This is a genomic window from Deltaproteobacteria bacterium, assembly GCA_016931625.1.
Classification (GTDB): domain Bacteria; phylum Myxococcota; class XYA12-FULL-58-9; order XYA12-FULL-58-9; family JAFGEK01; genus JAFGEK01.
Window position 1 is genome coordinate 18,178 of record JAFGEK010000163.1, and the last position, 14,821, is coordinate 32,998.

17 protein-coding genes and 2 tRNA genes are annotated in these 14,821 nt (G+C 43.9%); 11 read left to right on the plus strand and 8 right to left on the minus strand.

Going from position 1 to position 14,821, the window contains the following annotated elements:
* Nucleotide 1: 1 nt before the first annotated feature.
* Nucleotides 2-1,285: a serine--tRNA ligase gene (serS, locus tag JW841_13960; GenBank protein MBN1962046.1), complete on the plus strand. Its 1,284-nt coding sequence runs from the start codon at nucleotides 2-4 to the stop codon at nucleotides 1,283-1,285.
* Between the two features lie 83 nt (nucleotides 1,286-1,368).
* Here the strand turns inward: serS and JW841_13965 are convergent.
* Nucleotides 1,369-1,461 (minus strand) — tRNA-Ser (locus JW841_13965).
* 93 nt (nucleotides 1,462-1,554) lie between these two features.
* On the opposite strand from JW841_13965, the gene JW841_13970 reads away from it, so the two are divergent.
* Nucleotides 1,555-1,642 (plus strand) — tRNA-Ser (locus JW841_13970).
* Between the two features lie 371 nt (nucleotides 1,643-2,013).
* Here the strand turns inward: JW841_13970 and JW841_13975 are convergent.
* From JW841_13975 to JW841_13990, 4 genes are all read right to left on the minus strand, one after another.
* Entirely contained in the window at nucleotides 2,014-2,307 is a 294-nt protein-coding gene (locus JW841_13975; protein ID MBN1962047.1) for a hypothetical protein, read from the minus strand.
* Nucleotides 2,308-2,313: 6 nt separating this feature from the next.
* Complete coding sequence (locus JW841_13980) at nucleotides 2,314-3,003, minus strand: hypothetical protein (protein ID MBN1962048.1); 690 nt, start codon at nucleotides 3,001-3,003, stop codon at nucleotides 2,314-2,316.
* Nucleotides 3,004-3,232: 229 nt separating this feature from the next.
* On the minus strand, nucleotides 3,233-3,562 hold the full coding sequence (locus JW841_13985) for a hypothetical protein (protein ID MBN1962049.1): 330 nt from the start codon (nucleotides 3,560-3,562) through the stop codon (nucleotides 3,233-3,235).
* Nucleotides 3,563-3,817: 255 nt separating this feature from the next.
* Nucleotides 3,818-4,036, minus strand: coding sequence for a hypothetical protein (locus JW841_13990; protein ID MBN1962050.1), 219 nt, complete (start codon nucleotides 4,034-4,036; stop codon nucleotides 3,818-3,820).
* A 93-nt stretch (nucleotides 4,037-4,129) separates the two neighbouring features.
* Here JW841_13990 and JW841_13995 point away from each other — a divergent pair, with 93 nt between their 5' ends.
* The 7 genes from JW841_13995 to JW841_14025 all read left to right on the plus strand — a co-directional run bounded on the left by JW841_13995 (nucleotide 4,130) and on the right by JW841_14025 (nucleotide 8,099).
* Entirely contained in the window at nucleotides 4,130-4,639 is a 510-nt protein-coding gene (locus JW841_13995) for a hypothetical protein (protein ID MBN1962051.1), read from the plus strand.
* A gap of 113 nt (nucleotides 4,640-4,752) precedes the next feature.
* Entirely contained in the window at nucleotides 4,753-4,920 is a 168-nt protein-coding gene (locus JW841_14000) for a hypothetical protein (protein MBN1962052.1), read from the plus strand.
* Complete coding sequence (locus JW841_14005; protein ID MBN1962053.1) at nucleotides 4,892-5,080, plus strand: hypothetical protein; 189 nt, start codon at nucleotides 4,892-4,894, stop codon at nucleotides 5,078-5,080. Before JW841_14000 ends, JW841_14005 begins: the two co-directional genes overlap by 29 nt.
* A gap of 167 nt (nucleotides 5,081-5,247) precedes the next feature.
* Nucleotides 5,248-5,541: a DUF2442 domain-containing protein gene (locus JW841_14010; GenBank protein ID MBN1962054.1), complete on the plus strand. Its 294-nt coding sequence runs from the start codon at nucleotides 5,248-5,250 to the stop codon at nucleotides 5,539-5,541.
* A gap of 293 nt (nucleotides 5,542-5,834) precedes the next feature.
* Complete coding sequence (locus JW841_14015; GenBank protein MBN1962055.1) at nucleotides 5,835-6,155, plus strand: DsrE family protein; 321 nt, start codon at nucleotides 5,835-5,837, stop codon at nucleotides 6,153-6,155.
* 269 nt (nucleotides 6,156-6,424) lie between these two features.
* Nucleotides 6,425-6,676, plus strand: a complete 252-nt coding sequence (locus tag JW841_14020) for a hypothetical protein (protein ID MBN1962056.1) — start codon at nucleotides 6,425-6,427, stop codon at nucleotides 6,674-6,676.
* Nucleotides 6,657-8,099, plus strand: a complete 1,443-nt coding sequence (locus JW841_14025) for a CotH kinase family protein (GenBank protein ID MBN1962057.1) — start codon at nucleotides 6,657-6,659, stop codon at nucleotides 8,097-8,099. Before JW841_14020 ends, JW841_14025 begins: the two co-directional genes overlap by 20 nt.
* Before the next feature lie 160 nt (nucleotides 8,100-8,259).
* Here the strand turns inward: JW841_14025 and JW841_14030 are convergent, their stop codons facing one another.
* Nucleotides 8,260-9,423 carry a serpin family protein gene (locus JW841_14030; protein MBN1962058.1) on the minus strand — a complete coding sequence of 388 codons (1,164 nt, stop codon included), beginning with the start codon at nucleotides 9,421-9,423 and terminating at the stop codon, nucleotides 8,260-8,262.
* Nucleotides 9,424-9,788: 365 nt separating this feature from the next.
* Between JW841_14030 and JW841_14035 the strand changes: the two genes are divergently transcribed.
* A complete protein-coding gene (locus tag JW841_14035) occupies nucleotides 9,789-12,212 on the plus strand; it encodes a hypothetical protein (GenBank protein ID MBN1962059.1) in 2,424 nt (807 codons plus the stop codon).
* Nucleotides 12,213-12,226: 14 nt separating this feature from the next.
* On the opposite strand, the gene JW841_14040 is transcribed toward JW841_14035, so the two are convergent.
* Nucleotides 12,227-12,871, minus strand: a complete 645-nt coding sequence (locus JW841_14040; GenBank protein ID MBN1962060.1) for a hypothetical protein — start codon at nucleotides 12,869-12,871, stop codon at nucleotides 12,227-12,229.
* Nucleotides 12,872-13,151: 280 nt separating this feature from the next.
* On the opposite strand from JW841_14040, the gene JW841_14045 reads away from it, so the two are divergent.
* Nucleotides 13,152-13,496, plus strand: coding sequence for a hypothetical protein (locus tag JW841_14045; protein MBN1962061.1), 345 nt, complete (start codon nucleotides 13,152-13,154; stop codon nucleotides 13,494-13,496).
* Between the two features lie 334 nt (nucleotides 13,497-13,830).
* Here JW841_14045 and JW841_14050 read toward each other — a convergent pair whose 3' ends face one another.
* Nucleotides 13,831-14,127, minus strand: coding sequence for a protein kinase (locus tag JW841_14050; protein MBN1962062.1), 297 nt, complete (start codon nucleotides 14,125-14,127; stop codon nucleotides 13,831-13,833).
* Between the last annotated feature and the right edge of the window lie 694 nt (nucleotides 14,128-14,821).

Here is a 14,821-nt window from a genome sequence, read left to right on the forward strand (position 1 = left end):
CGTGCTTGATCACCGTGTTTTTTTAAATGACCCTGATAGTGTTTTTGCCGGTCTTCGTCGTCGTGGGATTAGCCCTGAATTACTGCAAAAACTTGTAGATTTAGCTGATCGACGTCGCCAGGCAATTCAACAAGCTGAATCTTTGCGTTATGAACAAAATCAAGCCACTGCTGAAATGCAGCAAATTGCTAAAAGCGGTGATTCACAAGCAGTAGCAAATTCACGTGAACAATTAAAATCATTAAAGGCCAAAATCAAAGACGCTCAAGAAGCACAAAACGCCGCCGAACAAGCGTTAGAAGAAGCAATGTTGCATGTACCTAATTTGCCACAAGCTTCTGTGCCAGATGGTGCTGATGAATCTGCGAATAAAACCGAACGAGTTGTTGGTGAAATACCCAATTTTTCTTTTTCAGCTAAACCACATTGGGAAATTGCAGAATCGTTAGGCTTAGTTAGTTTTGAACAAGCGAGTAAAATTTCAGGTGCGCGTTTTGCAGTGTATCGAGATGCAGGTGCACGGCTTGAAAGAGCTTTAATCGCCTTTATGCTCGATGTGGCGCGTGAGCATGGTTACACTGAAATCGCTCCACCATTACTGGTTAAATCAACAGCAATGGTTGGGGCAGGGCAATATCCAAAATTTGTCGGCGAATCATTTGAGACACTTGATAGTGAGTTTGTGCTTATTCCGACTTCTGAAGTCCCATTAGTGAATTTGCATAGTGATGAAATTTTAGCAGAAGCACAACTGCCACTGCGCTATACCGCTTTTACTCCTTGTTTCAGACGTGAGGCTGGTGCGGCAGGCAAAGATACGCGTGGCTTAATTCGTCAACATCAATTTAATAAAGTTGAATTGGTAAGTATTACCACACCAGAGCAATCAGAAGCAGAACATGAAAGATTGACGCGAGATGCCGAAGAGATTTTAAATCGTCTTGAATTGCCATATAGGGTAGTGAGTTTGTGCGCTGGTGATCTTGGCTTTTCATCAACCAAAACTTATGATCTTGAAGTGTGGTTGCCCGGTCAAAATACTTATCGCGAGATTTCTAGCTGCTCAAATTGTGGCGATTTTCAAGCTAGACGTGCGCAAATTCGTTTTAAACCAAGCGATAATAAGCAGAAAGCTAAATTAGTGCATACTCTTAACGGTTCTGCGCTTGCGGTGGGGCGCACTTTTGTGGCGATTTGCGAAAATTATCAACAAAAAGACGGTTCTGTAGTTATTCCTAAAGCTTTAGTACCATATTTTGGCGCAGAATACATTTCACGATCGTAATTACAAAACAGTTATTCGTATACCCTAAGCAATTTTTCGTTTCTTAAAAATTCTTTATTTTCAGTGAGATAACGAAAAACAAGTGGCGGAGCGAGAGGGATTTGAACCCTCGATAGAGCTTTCGACCCTATGCAGGTTTAGCAAACCTGTGCCTTCAGCCTCTCGGCCATCGCTCCGCACGGACATTTCTTTGTGCAAAAGAGACTTGGTTTATTACACGATATTAGTATAAAAGGGCAAGCCCAACTTTCTGGTGAAAATGAAGGGTTGGAGGAGTGGCCGAGTGGTCGATGGCGGCGGTCTTGAAAACCGTTGAAGTGAGAGCTTCCGGGGGTTCGAATCCCTCCTCCTCCGCCAAATGGTATTGGTCCATACCGCATAAAGCTTACTAGCCAAATATGGTCGTTAACTTCTTTTATACCAATGGTTTGCCCCGCAATAGATTGACTAAAATGTATTTTTTTATCGCGAACACAAATTCTCCCGCAGCAAGTAACAGTAACCGCGCGGTCGTGATACGGATACTCAACATCGGGTAATCCCTGATAGGGACGTGTTGACGAAACGTAAACTTCACCAGGATATTTCATCTCAAGAGCTTCTCATGTGGTCGTTCATTATTATAAACATCGATAAAATCATCGAACTTTTCTTATTGTTGCAAAATGGTATTGGCAGGTGGTGATGCGTCCTTCATTATCAAGTTGCTTCATCGTTTCTGGCGGGCATCACCAATACCCAAAAACGCCTTTATAGAAGTATTCGTAGCCTCCGCCTGATAGACCATAGGCAGTAAGATTGTCGTCCATCCAACGGTGGCCATCGGTGTCGCATTTCCGAAAGCGCTCGACATAGTTCACATCATATGGAAGATGTGATTGATTCCATGACCATTTCTCGCTCTGCGCATAGAACAGGATGCTGTCTGTGTTAACACCGTATCGCTGAGAATCGCTGTGCCCAAATGCACGTTGCCAGACAATCTCGTTGACGAGATTGTCATATCCGAATACCTCATCCATAAATACTTAAACGTAATGCACCGCATGCCAATCAAGATGCACATAGATGCTACCAGTTGGCGCCAATAGTTCCTTTAACAACGCCAGCCTTCGTCGCATCATGGTGAGAAAAGTATCAAGCCCCTGCCGCCAAGTATCATTGTAGGCTAGGATCTCAACAAGCGACGGCTCCTTCTTCGCCTGAACATCTTCGTCAAGATCGATATCGATACTGTTCTCGACGCGAAAATCGTTTTGCACCATGAAGGGTGGGTCGATGTAAACGAAATCAATTTTGCCGCGATAACGCCAATCGTGGGTTTCGGGGTCGCGCTCTTCAAGCAGTGTTTGCAGCGCCACGAGATTGTCATTAGTCCAGATCAGTCGATTGGGTGGCAGCGTCGCCACATCTTGTTTCGCCATGGTGCGAGTGTTTATGCCAGGTAAAAAACCGGCTACCTCTTCAACGCGGCCCGGTCGAACAATCTCAACAATTTGAGTTGGGACTGGTACCGCAACTTCTTTACGGTCGAAGCCATGCCAAATGAGACGAGGCTGACGAGACGGTACTTCACGTGTGAATTCGTATCCGCTAGGTGGCGGTTTGACAATACTCTTGAGCCGATTGACCTTATGAAGGCCTTTAAGTTCACGCGCACTTTCTTGTGTTACAGCCGAAGACAAAAAACGAACCGCTTGGTTGTTATTCTTTGGCATTAATGAATGTTACTTTTAATAGAAATTTCTGCATTAAATATTGTAGTATTTATACGAAGTTTTTATTGATTGTATGGGTATATCCGACCTGTGGCTAGTTTAGGATAGTTTGCTACCGCTTGTGACCTTTTGCAATTTTGCAGCAACATGAACTAGTGTTCACCGTCGTCTCGTGGTAATTGCGTTGGCCATAAACATATCGATATATATAAAATTACGTTATGTAATTTTATTGATTTTTTGTTGTGCACCGCACACACACCAGACATTGAATATAATTTATGGTGAGGCATCTTAAAGACAAGCAGTGGGGGGGAGGGGGTTGGCCGCTGTCGGCTCTTGAACCAAGAGTAGCTATCAACTCCCACTTAAGCTTTTCACGTTTGGCGAAAAAGCCGCGTAGCAATTCGGCGATAGATAGTAGGCGTTCTCGATCGCTATCGCGATAATTATGGGTAGCATAAAACTCGATGCTACCTAGCAACGCAAAAACGTTGTCTTCCATTTCACGCTCGATGTCTCTGGTCGTTCGATTAGCAGCGGTAAAATTATTTGGCATTGTTTTACTCGCTAGTTAGTTCTGGCACGGTTTTAGTGATATTGTTTGCATTGTTTTCATTATTGCTGATGGTGCAATTAGTATTAGGCTAATTTAGTTTTATTGTTTTCGGCAATGCGATTAACAACCGTTGATGAGTATCTGGCTTGTTGTTTTACGGTTTAAATTTTATTGCTAAGATAACCGCCGCGCGAATCTGGAAAGAGTAATTGCCCATCAACTTTCAGCATCCAAGCGCGTAGCTCTTCGGCTAAATCACGCGGTATAACTTGAAAGCGAGCGCGTTTGTTTTTTTGGTGTGCCAACTTGTTTGCGCGCAACTGAGCGTCTAACCCAAATACCTGGCATAATAAGGTCAAGGTCGCCTTTTTCAAAAGCCCGCAGTTCTGAAAAACGCACTCCTGCTAATAGCTGGGTTAGAATGGTTAGCCGCTCGCGTTGTTTGGTTATGCGCCAGTTTTCAAGCGTAAACATTGCTAGCGCTTCTTCTTGTGGCGTCCACCAAGCGCGACCTTCTTCTGGGGTGGTGTCGCGAGCTAGTGTACCTATTCTCGATATGCTGATGATTTGACCTTTTCTACTAATAAGAAAGACTTTCCTGCTATAATAGCGGTTTTGAAAAAAGAGAATACCTGGGTTGCGGGTGACGGCTTAACACAAGAAATTGAACGGTCTAGTTTTCGCATAAATGAAAAAAAGACTAGCATGCAGTACAAGACTGCACGTCAAGTGACCACTGGTCTAGTTGTAAATAAAAAAGTGAATATCCGTCGTGAATACTACCTTAAAGCCAGATCAATGTGTCAAGAGATGTTTACCAAGAGGGAATTCTATCAATCAAAGATGACTGTTATATCGGAAGATGGAAAAAATAAAATTGAAAAACAGATGGGAACGGTACAACAACTAGAAGGAATTTTGAGCTTCATTTACCAAATACGAAAATCTTTCGAACAAAAAAACCTGAAGGTGAACGGCGCAATAACCCACAGTAAATCTTTTGAGGAATTCAGGTTTGTATTCGACCAAATAAATATAATAGTGAAAGACTATTATTCACTGGCCAAGGTTCCCTAAGGGCTACTACGATAGATGCTATAAAAAAACACATAAAATTATCATAGACATAAAATCTAATGCCCTTGTTCTATACGTAATATATAGGTTACGTATAGAACAAGGGCATTATCATGTTTAGCAAACGTAAAACAGTTTTCGCCAGCTATATTGAAAAATGTATGAAAGAGCCCGCTTTTGCAAAAGAGTATGCAAAAGTTCGTGCTAAAATTGAATCCATTGATAACTTGGTCCGCATTTTTGATGCTAAACGTGCTGCTGCTCATTTATCAAAGGTGTAAGCTAGCGCGACGTATTGATGCTAAGCCAGAAATTGTTCGTCGCTTATTTACAACAACCTCACCAAATCCGACTATGGATACTGTGCTTAAGTTAGCAAATGCACTTGATCTTGAGTTGCAATTTGTGCCTAAACGTAAAACAGTAAAGATACCGCGATAACCAAAGGGATTGTTTTAATGCCGATTATCTCAACTTTTTTTGGTATTGTGATTCGGCTATATCATTCTGACCACCCACCGCCACATTTTCACGTTGCTTAGGGTGACGACGAGGCCATTATTGAGATACAATCGGGTAGGGTACTTGGCGGGTGTTTAGAATAGCACATGAAAAAATGGGGCAATAAAATTAAAAAAGTTATCGCGGCTGATGCTGAGAAACTAATAGTTAAATTAGCTTATGATGATGGAACTAAGATTGAAGTATCGTTAGCAAATATATTTGCGCAACCGCGTGGTTTAGCTGCTGAGGTTATGCGTGGCGGCTTGTTTGAACGTTGTTATGTTGAATCAGGTGCATTGGCGTGGCTTAACGGTCTTGAGTTATGCCCTGATGCTTTGTTGATGGACTATGCAACACCAGTCAAACAAACTCGTGTTTCGCGTCGAGCGAGTCGCTAATAATCCCACAATAATTTTACCTAATTTTTGCCCAGACTACTTGGTACGCAACGGATTCATGCGGATTACAACGGAACCAAACGGAATGAACGCCAAACATCAAATTATTTCATAAAATATCATTGCAAAGTCACGTAACTATTGATGTTTTTGTTATACTCCGATACTATCGTCTAGGGCGGTTTAATTTCCGGCGCCTCCACCATTTAAAATATTGATATCATTGAGTTTTGTAGGTGGGTCGGGGACGAGGTCCATGACCAGGTGCCTTTAATCTAAGTGTTGGGGTGTAAATGAAAATCGGAATTATAATTGAAACCAAAGAACCAGAAAAAGCGTGGAATGCTTTTCGTTTTGCAACAACGGCCCGTAAGCAAGAACACGAAGTTAAAGTGTTTCTAATGGGTGAAGCAGTTGAATGTGAAGGATTACATCACGAAAAATTCAATGTTGATGACCAACTTGCGACATTTTGTGATGCTGGTGGTGAAATTCTTGCTTGTGGTTCTTGTTTGAAAACAAGACAGATGAGCGCAAGTGACGCTTGCCCGATCTCAACAATGGTTGATTGTCTTAATGTTGTATTATGGGCAGATAAAACGGTTACGTTTTAAACGAGCTTCACTAACTAACCAACCTCTCCAACCTCTTCAACCTCTTCTCCACCAACGGCTTCGTTTGCTCAACCTGCACGTGAGTGTAGCGCTCGGTCGCGCACAAAATCTCCGGTGTCTGGCATCATTTGATTTGTTGGAGTGATTAGCATATAAGCGATTACTTATAGCTGATCAGCATTGGTGTTAGACACCATTATTAGGGACACCATTATTAGGCCAGTCGTCGCTGTGGGCTCTTGAATTGCTTTGTGATTAAAAGGATTATTATGAAAAACGACGAGCAAAAATTTGTTGCTGGCAAATTTGATAATGTTGATAATATTCTTCACCTTTGGTTCCCAAATCGTAAATTCTTTTTATTAGTAAATTATTCTAATATGCTTTGCGCTTATGCAAAAAGCATCAAGAAGTTTCAACACCGTCTCCATGGTACTTATCGTTATAATGTAAGCCGTGATTTTACCTCTACATCTGTTAGCATAGGTAATCTTCAGCTTCATGCTACTGCAAATATATGATTCACCTCTATATGACAATACACCATTAAGCATTAATCGTACTACCGAGCTACGGGCTCAAGTTTTTGTCGCTGGTATTCCTATTGGAAAACCCTATACTGCTGTATATATTGCTAGTACCATCGACGTTAATATTGATCTACCAATTATCGTGCTTGATAACTTTGGTGCTGGGCAACTAAGCACCGAAAACCGCGAGTTCGTTCCAGCTATAATTATGTCTTTCTCTCTTAATAACGGCAAAGCTTCATTGTCTTCAACACCAGAAGTGGCGACTCGCGCTGGAATCCATATCCGAGGCCAGTCCTCAGCTTCGTTTGAAAAGACTCCATATCGTGTAGAGTTTTGGGATGATAATAATGAAGACCAAGACATAGCTATTCTTGGTATGCCTGCAGAATCGGACTGGGTACTACGTGGACCTTATGCTGACAAAGCACTCGTTCGTGACGCAATCGCCTACGATTTTGGGTGCGATATGGGTATGCAAGCGCCAAGGTATGTATTCTGTGAGCTATATGTAAATGTCAACTCACGTCCCTTAAATGAAGACGACTACATGGGTGTTTATCTTTTAGTCGAAACTATAAAGAATGCTAAAAGGCGCCTCGACCTTAAACAGTTGCGAGAGAATGATGTCACCTTACCCGATATTATGGGTGGTTACATTATTAAATTCGAGTGGAAGATTGATAAATACGATGAGCCAATGTTGAATTGTTTCAGTTCGTCAAACTGTTGGAACTATCTCCTCATCCATGATCCAAATCCAATAGCTTCACAACAATTGAACTGGATCTTAAATTACATTCATGAGTTTAATGACTCGCTTTACTCACCCACTTTCGCTGATGAAACTGTCGGCTACCATGCATATATCAATGTCGAATCGTTTGTAGATCAAATAATCATCAACGAGCTTACCCGAGAGTTGGACTCTTACATTCGTAGCGCCTACTTTGATAAAGACCGATACACCAAGCTTTTTGCTGGCCCCCTTTGGGACTATAATCTCATCTTTGGTGTCGGTGGATACTTTAACAATGAAAAGACTTCTGGGTGGCAGTATGAACAAATACGGCAAGACCACGCCAATTATTGGATACCAAAGTTGCTTACTGATCCTGCATTTTTCAACCGAGTTGTTGCTCGATGGAAGGTATTACGGCAGGGTCTTCTTTCGGATAATGCGCTTGATCAAAGGATTGCTGAATTAACCGAGCCCCTTGCCGATGGCGCTAAGCGTAATTTTAAACGTTGGCCCAATTTTTCTAGCGAATATATTTATATTTTTAAAACTCCGACGAATAACACTTGGGAAGGTCAAGTAGGATATATGCGTGACTGGTTGATACAGCGGGCTGCATGGCTTGATACTCAGTGGAAGCAAAACTTGATAAATTACTGCTTCTCCTCGAAATAACATGTACTTTTCATTTTGCCAGTGGTTTTTGAGAAGTTACCTCTAAGCTTTCACTTATAGTGACGAGAATGGGCTTTTGTGAGACTTTTGCAAGTGGCTCTATAGTACAATTGCTTGTTAGCTATTAGATATTCGCTAGCAACGGTCACCCAGATGCTAATCATTCAGCGGGATTAGAAACCCTGCCAATAAATAAAATGCTGCCGGTGTCGAGGTCACAGATAACGTAGAAAAATGGCCGGTTGATATTAAGGGTTACGGTTTCATCAGGAGGCAAAGAGGTTGGCGCCATCATCACCACAGTAGCTGCAACTGCTTCGGTGCCATATTCATCAACACTAATGTCTGCTTGATGAATTACACTGTCGATATATAAATCTTTGCTACCGGTCATTCCTGAGAAATCTGCCTGTTGGGTAAATGCCTCATGCATACCTAAAGCTTCGAGGACTGTACGTAGTTTTAAGTATGTCGAGGCATGCCATTTCGGTAGAGTCAAATTGACCTGATGTGATTGCAACTGAGATACCGCAGCATCGATAAAATCAGCATTAATCTGGTTGCTAAGTTGTGTAAAATGGCTAATATCATTGGTTCTGTCAGAGACCTCGGGGGCATCGGGGACAATAAGTATCATCGCAACCTCATTACCTTCATACATAAGTTGCACAATTTGATACCCATCACCTTGCGCATATCCCATGATATGGGTCTGCTGCATCATAGGCACATTGATTTCAGTACCATCGTTCAAAATAAAGGGGAGCTCGGTTGTATTTTTCGTATCAAAAAGGTTCTTCCAGTGCGCTTTAAAGTAGATGGTATTAACTAAGGCCATTAAAGTGCCCTCGACATCATTTGGTGTCAGCAGCGTTGGTATTTTTACGTTGGTTTTATCACTAACCCAACGATTAATTGAGTTGGCTGCTGCCTCCGCTTCAAAAAAATCTAAGAGTTGCACTCCGGCGCCATAGTTGAGTGCTAGACCATCAAGAAATGTAGCAAGTACTTGCAGGCGTATATCGAGCCAAAGCGAATTCGCCAATTTAAGTGTAAACGAACTCTTGTCTGAAATGCTATTGTCACCGCGATTTGCCAACGTACGTTCGAGCGTGTTCATGGCAGCATGCAACTTTGTCTGGGGCAGAGTGAAATGCAGGGCATCTGCCATTTGGGCTTCAGTTACGCCCTGAGCCCCGGTATAGGTCATTGCTAAAGCAATCGAAACGCTTAGGGGTGATGCGATAAGGTTACCTGGCGCTGATTGGAGTTGATTAAAGACATCGAAAGTTAGTGCATTGATATCTTTAACGAGTATCTGCATATCTTCAAGCGGAACATCTGTGGTATCGCGAGCAAGATTAGATTGCAGAATACCTTCGTTTTGATTTTGCTGATCTTGGTCTAGATTATCTTGGTTTTGCTGATCTTCGTTTTGGTCATCTTGCTGATGTATATAGTTGTTCGAACCGCAGCCAGTGACACATGTGCGTGACTATGGCTCTTCAGAGTCTGAATCATTTTGACTCATCCATTTTACATCGAAGAAATTGAAAACATAGGTAAGGGCCACTGAAGAAAATGGAGTCTTTTATAAAAATTCGGAGCATTTTAGCCATTTATTAGTGTCACACGTCATATCTGTAAAGCCTTGGTCTAATCGGTAGCGAAATGAGGAGAGAAAGAAATATGCTTTTATTCAATCGACAAACATTAGCCTTAGCGGCACTCGTTCTTGGCATGAATTGTGCAAGTTGTTCCGATGGCGATATCAGTAGCCTCGCAGGTTTGGACGCTCCTACCTTTCAGAGCTTTGTTGCCAATCCAACGTCTGTGTTGGTTGCTACACCAACTGACATTGTGTTTTTATGGACATTTGCGAAAACACCATCACCCGAAGCGAATTGTATCATAGACAATGGTGTCGGCAGTATTGCCAATGGCGCTAAGGTGAGCCTCACATTGAATAAGAGTACTACTTTCAACATTGTTTGCACGAATAACAGCGGAAGCGATACCACACAATTGACCATCAATGTCGAGCTGACTCCCATAGCACCCGAAATCATCGGCTTTACAGCGACGCCAAGCGAGATCCCCTCTGACAGCCCAACCAATGTGGTGTGGAAATGGTCTTACGCAAACAGCCCAGTTCCTGTTCCTGCTTGCTCAATCGATAATGGCGTCGGCTCAGTAACCAATAGCACCTCAACCAACGTGCGCTTATTGGATGAAACCACCTTCACCCTGAAGTGTGAGAACGCCGGCGGGTCTGCCGAGGCGCATACGAATATTTCTACTTTGAATACTCTAAACCTTTTCACCTTAGGGCAAGGATCTGGAATCATCACCTGCGGCACCGGGGTATGTCCAACCGTTGTAGATCCAGGCGAGACTACTGTTTTGACAGCAAAACCTGCACCTGACTCGACGTTTGAGGGCTGGGGTGGGGCGTGTTCAGGGACTGTATCATCCTGCATCTTGAATGCCGACAGCAAACTCGATGTTTCCGCCACTTTTACTGCAAAAACCCCTCCGACAGACATATACTGGGTTAGCCCAACGGGAAATGCCAGCTGGGATGGCGCAAACAGCTGCAAGGGTGAAACACCGCTTGATGGTGCGGCTGCGTGTAGTCTCGCCACTGCTAATGCTAAAGTGATTGCTGGCAACTTCGTGTACCTGCGTGGTGGTACCTACCACACCGCTATTGCTCCAAAGACTAGCGGAACTTCAAGTAAACGTATTACCTTTAAAGGATATAGCGACGAGCGTGTTGTGATCACAGGGCTTGATCTGGCAATCTCTCTAGATGATCACGCGTACATCACCATCGACCACATCACTACTGACGGCAACGACGAGTTCGCCCATCTGATTAACGCCAGCTATATTTGGCTCATCAACAGTACGCTTATAAACTCACCCGACAAGACCAGCGTATGGATCGAAGGCATTAGGATGTATACCGACGCCAAGTACAACTGGCTTGCCAACAATACTATTGGCAACTGTGGCTATTCAAACGACGCCAAGAAGGATGACATCGGCGGAGTCATGCGTTTTGGCTTTGACGGCGATTCCGACGACGAAACCAGCTACAATCTTCTCGAGAACAATTATCTTTTCCATGGTGGTCACCACGTCATCCAGATATCGGCCCGGTATAATATTATACGCAATAACACTTGCCATAATGAGAACTGGACGCCATGTAACCGTGCCTTGACTGGCAACCTTTGTGGCAATCGCTGCATTGTGCTTGTCGACGGATCCCCTGATGCTTATTGGAATGTATTTGAGGGTAACCGTTTCGGTTTTGAGGGTGGTGCGATTGACGATCCCGTGGCCGCAGGCGGTCTGTCACTGCGGACCAAGAACAACATCGTGCGTCGTAATGAGTTTATCTTTGAAGGAGGCGCTGGCATCACTTTAGTTGCAAGCGGCGTCCATGACTCCAGCTTCGACCATATCTACCACAACGTATTCTATCAGAATGGGAACTCACCACTCAACGCTGGCGATCAGCGCCACAGCGCTGCTTTGCTGCTCGACAACTGGGATGGCAATAGCAACCCGAAGCCGATTTCAGGGGTAGCGATCAAAAACAATCTGTTTTTTAACAATTCCAACGACGACATCTACTTTTATTACACCGACCCTGCAGACCAAATAGTCTCTGGCAATTACTTCGCACAGACCTCTAAGACAGCGGTGCCCGGGCCCAACGTAGAGAGCAGGGCTGATCCCATGTTTACTGATGTTAGCGCGCCTGCTGATGTTGACCACATCAGCGATTTCGATTTCAGTCTACGAGACGGCAGCCCAGCTATTGACCGAGGAGAATATCTAACCACGACGGTGGGATCAGGCTCAGGCACCGAGCTTAAGGTCGCTGATGCTGCGTACTTTATCGATGGCTTCGGCATTGTCGAGGGCGACCGCATCCAATTAGAGGGCCAGACAATAGTCGCCAAGATCATTGCTATCGATTACAACGGCAATCGCCTAACCCTCGATCCTGCAACACCACTGGATCCCTGGAACGACGGCCAAGGCGTGGCAATGCCATATAAAGGCGCCAAACCAGACATCGGCGCTTGGGAAAAGTGAGGTCTTAGTAAAAGCTACCAGTAGGCACGAAGCCCGCCGTTGACACCGAAAAGGCTATCGACTGCCTTGGTAGCGGTATAGGTAGAATCTGAGGCAGGGTTGAGCTTATAATTAACCACACCATAGCGTGCGAAAACAAGAACATCGAGATGGGACAGAAGCGCGTAGGAGACACCCGCGCGAAAATCATAGCCCCAACCCGACGCTTTAGGGAAGAAGCGTTTGGTTAGACGTCCCATTGAGTAAGGCTTGTCAAAGCTCGCCCCCGCAGAGATGCTAAAATCGTCGATGATTTCGATGTCTAAGTCACCACCCACACGTATGGTCATAGCAGTAACACTTGGTAACTCCGACTCTAAACCTGGTACTTTTGCGGTGTCGACAAAGAGACGCGAGTTAAGCAAGCCAGCACTCGCTTTAACTTGGGCGCCGAAAACTACGGCTCGTGCCGTAATATCGTACTCAATCTCTCGCCAAGTCGTGGGCATTTTGGCGTCCGGGTGATCGCCTACCTGGGAATTGACGTTTAATGCCTTAAAATAGCTGGCACGCAGCCCGAAGTGGGTGAGAATTTCAGGTGTTGAGGTTATGAATTGTATAAGACTCGCTGGATAGACCTCGAGGGCAGCGCCCGCTACGATCACTGATTTGAGCGTCATATCGCGCACCCCCCGTGTCTCGACGGGTGCACCGCTGAACTTTAATGAGCGGCCACCGAGACCACCACCCAGGATCAAAATCGCGGGTGTTCGCACCAAGTCAGGAGTGCTACTTCGTTGCCGAGACTCCCTGCCACTATGAGCTTTTGACAAACTCGATTGCGCCGACGAGTCTTTAGCGGGTGTCTCATTATTAGAACTTGTGGCTGGCTGTGAATCGGACGTGGTCGAGCTTGATCCAGACTTGGCGTCTTTGGAACCACCCGCCCATGAAGGGCTTGTGAGGTCGTCCCAGACAGAGCCCGCTGGGGCAGCTGCATCAGAGGCTTTACCGGACTCTTTAGTCGGTATCTTGGCTGGCGCTGGAGTGCTTGCTGATGACTTAGACGAAGGGCTTGGCGTATTCGATTTGGTCGTACGCTTTGTCGAGACTTTCTTCTTCTTTTTTTTCTTCTTTTTTTTATGTTTGGTCGCCTTGGCAAGTACGAACGATGGACCATCGTGGTGTGAGGTAGCCGCCGTTGCTATGACCTTGCTTTGGAGCACAGCGCCTGGCTCGTTGGCGAACCCCATCCCTGACACGAGCAGCACGACTATAAGCACAACCAGGGATTCTGATAAGTGACGAGTCGAAGCAGACTGTTTCATTAAAAACTCCCTTTATCCTAAATCAGCACATAGAAATATTTGGTGCATAGGTTGATGGGTGTCCATAAATATATCCTGTCGATCTTCACGAAATCCACTACTTATAGATATTTTTATACAACTAATAAAATAAACTTTCTATTCAATCATTAAATTAAATTGCAAGCATCATCTATATTTAAAGTTTTATAATTAGCGTTCTCAAAATCAATAGAAAATTCTTGAACACAAGTTTGGACTAAAATTTTAGATGATTTTTATCATAAGGTAATCACATAGATAAGCTCTTCAGGGCTGAACTTGAGGGCGCGTTAGATAGCAATAGCAAGGTTTTGTGGAAATTGAGGGTGAAGGTTAACTATGCTCTTTTGTGGAGGATGTAGCGCCATTTGTAGTAACTGGATATCAGCATCCGCTTCTAAGTATTGCGAGCCAGTGGCTGCCTCGAAAAGTACAAGACCCAATCCATAGACATCAGTACGTACATCCACCTCATCGCCACGGGCTTGCTCAGGGCTAAGATAGGCGAGCTTGCCTTTGATAGTACCGTCACTAGTGCGCATAGCATGAGCGCGCGCTTTAGCAATACCAAAGTCGCCGAGCTTCACCTCATCCTTAGATTAATTATATCAGTAAGAGATTATGTCAAACGTGATTTTAAAGCCAGAGAAGCTGTAAAACTTTTAACGATTAACGATTACTGTGATCGTTAATAGACACGATTACAAATAAGCTATCTTAAAATTCCTAATTCTCTGTTCTTAAGTTTTTCAAATCTTCATTTTTGTATGATGACTAACTGTTTATCTTTAAGTAAGGCAAATTTGAACTTACGTATTTAAAGAACAGATACTCAGTCTTCTGCCAAGAGCACGACTTGGGCATCGGTGATGTCATCATTCTCTACGTTAAATGCTGACTCAGAATTATCACTCGTATATGCTGTCAAACGAAAATAGTAATTAGTATCTTTGCGTAACTCTAAACTAGTTTCAATAGCAGGAGCTGCTATTTCAACTTGTTTGATCCCAATTTGTTGTTTAGCCTCAGCAACACTAATGAATTGGTCGCCGGATTTTAGCGATTGTGTCCAATAATAAAGTCGATAGCCAGCAAGATTTGTAATCGGGGTAATATTATCATTATAGGTTAAGACAGCATCCCAGGTAAGAGCTGACTCTTGATCTCATCTCTGTAATTGATCGATTTTATTAAGCTTTACTGGATGCCCTCTTTCGAGGGCATGACGTAGAGAGTTTTACGTAACTCCTCGTCATTCCTACGAAAGTAGGAATCCAATTC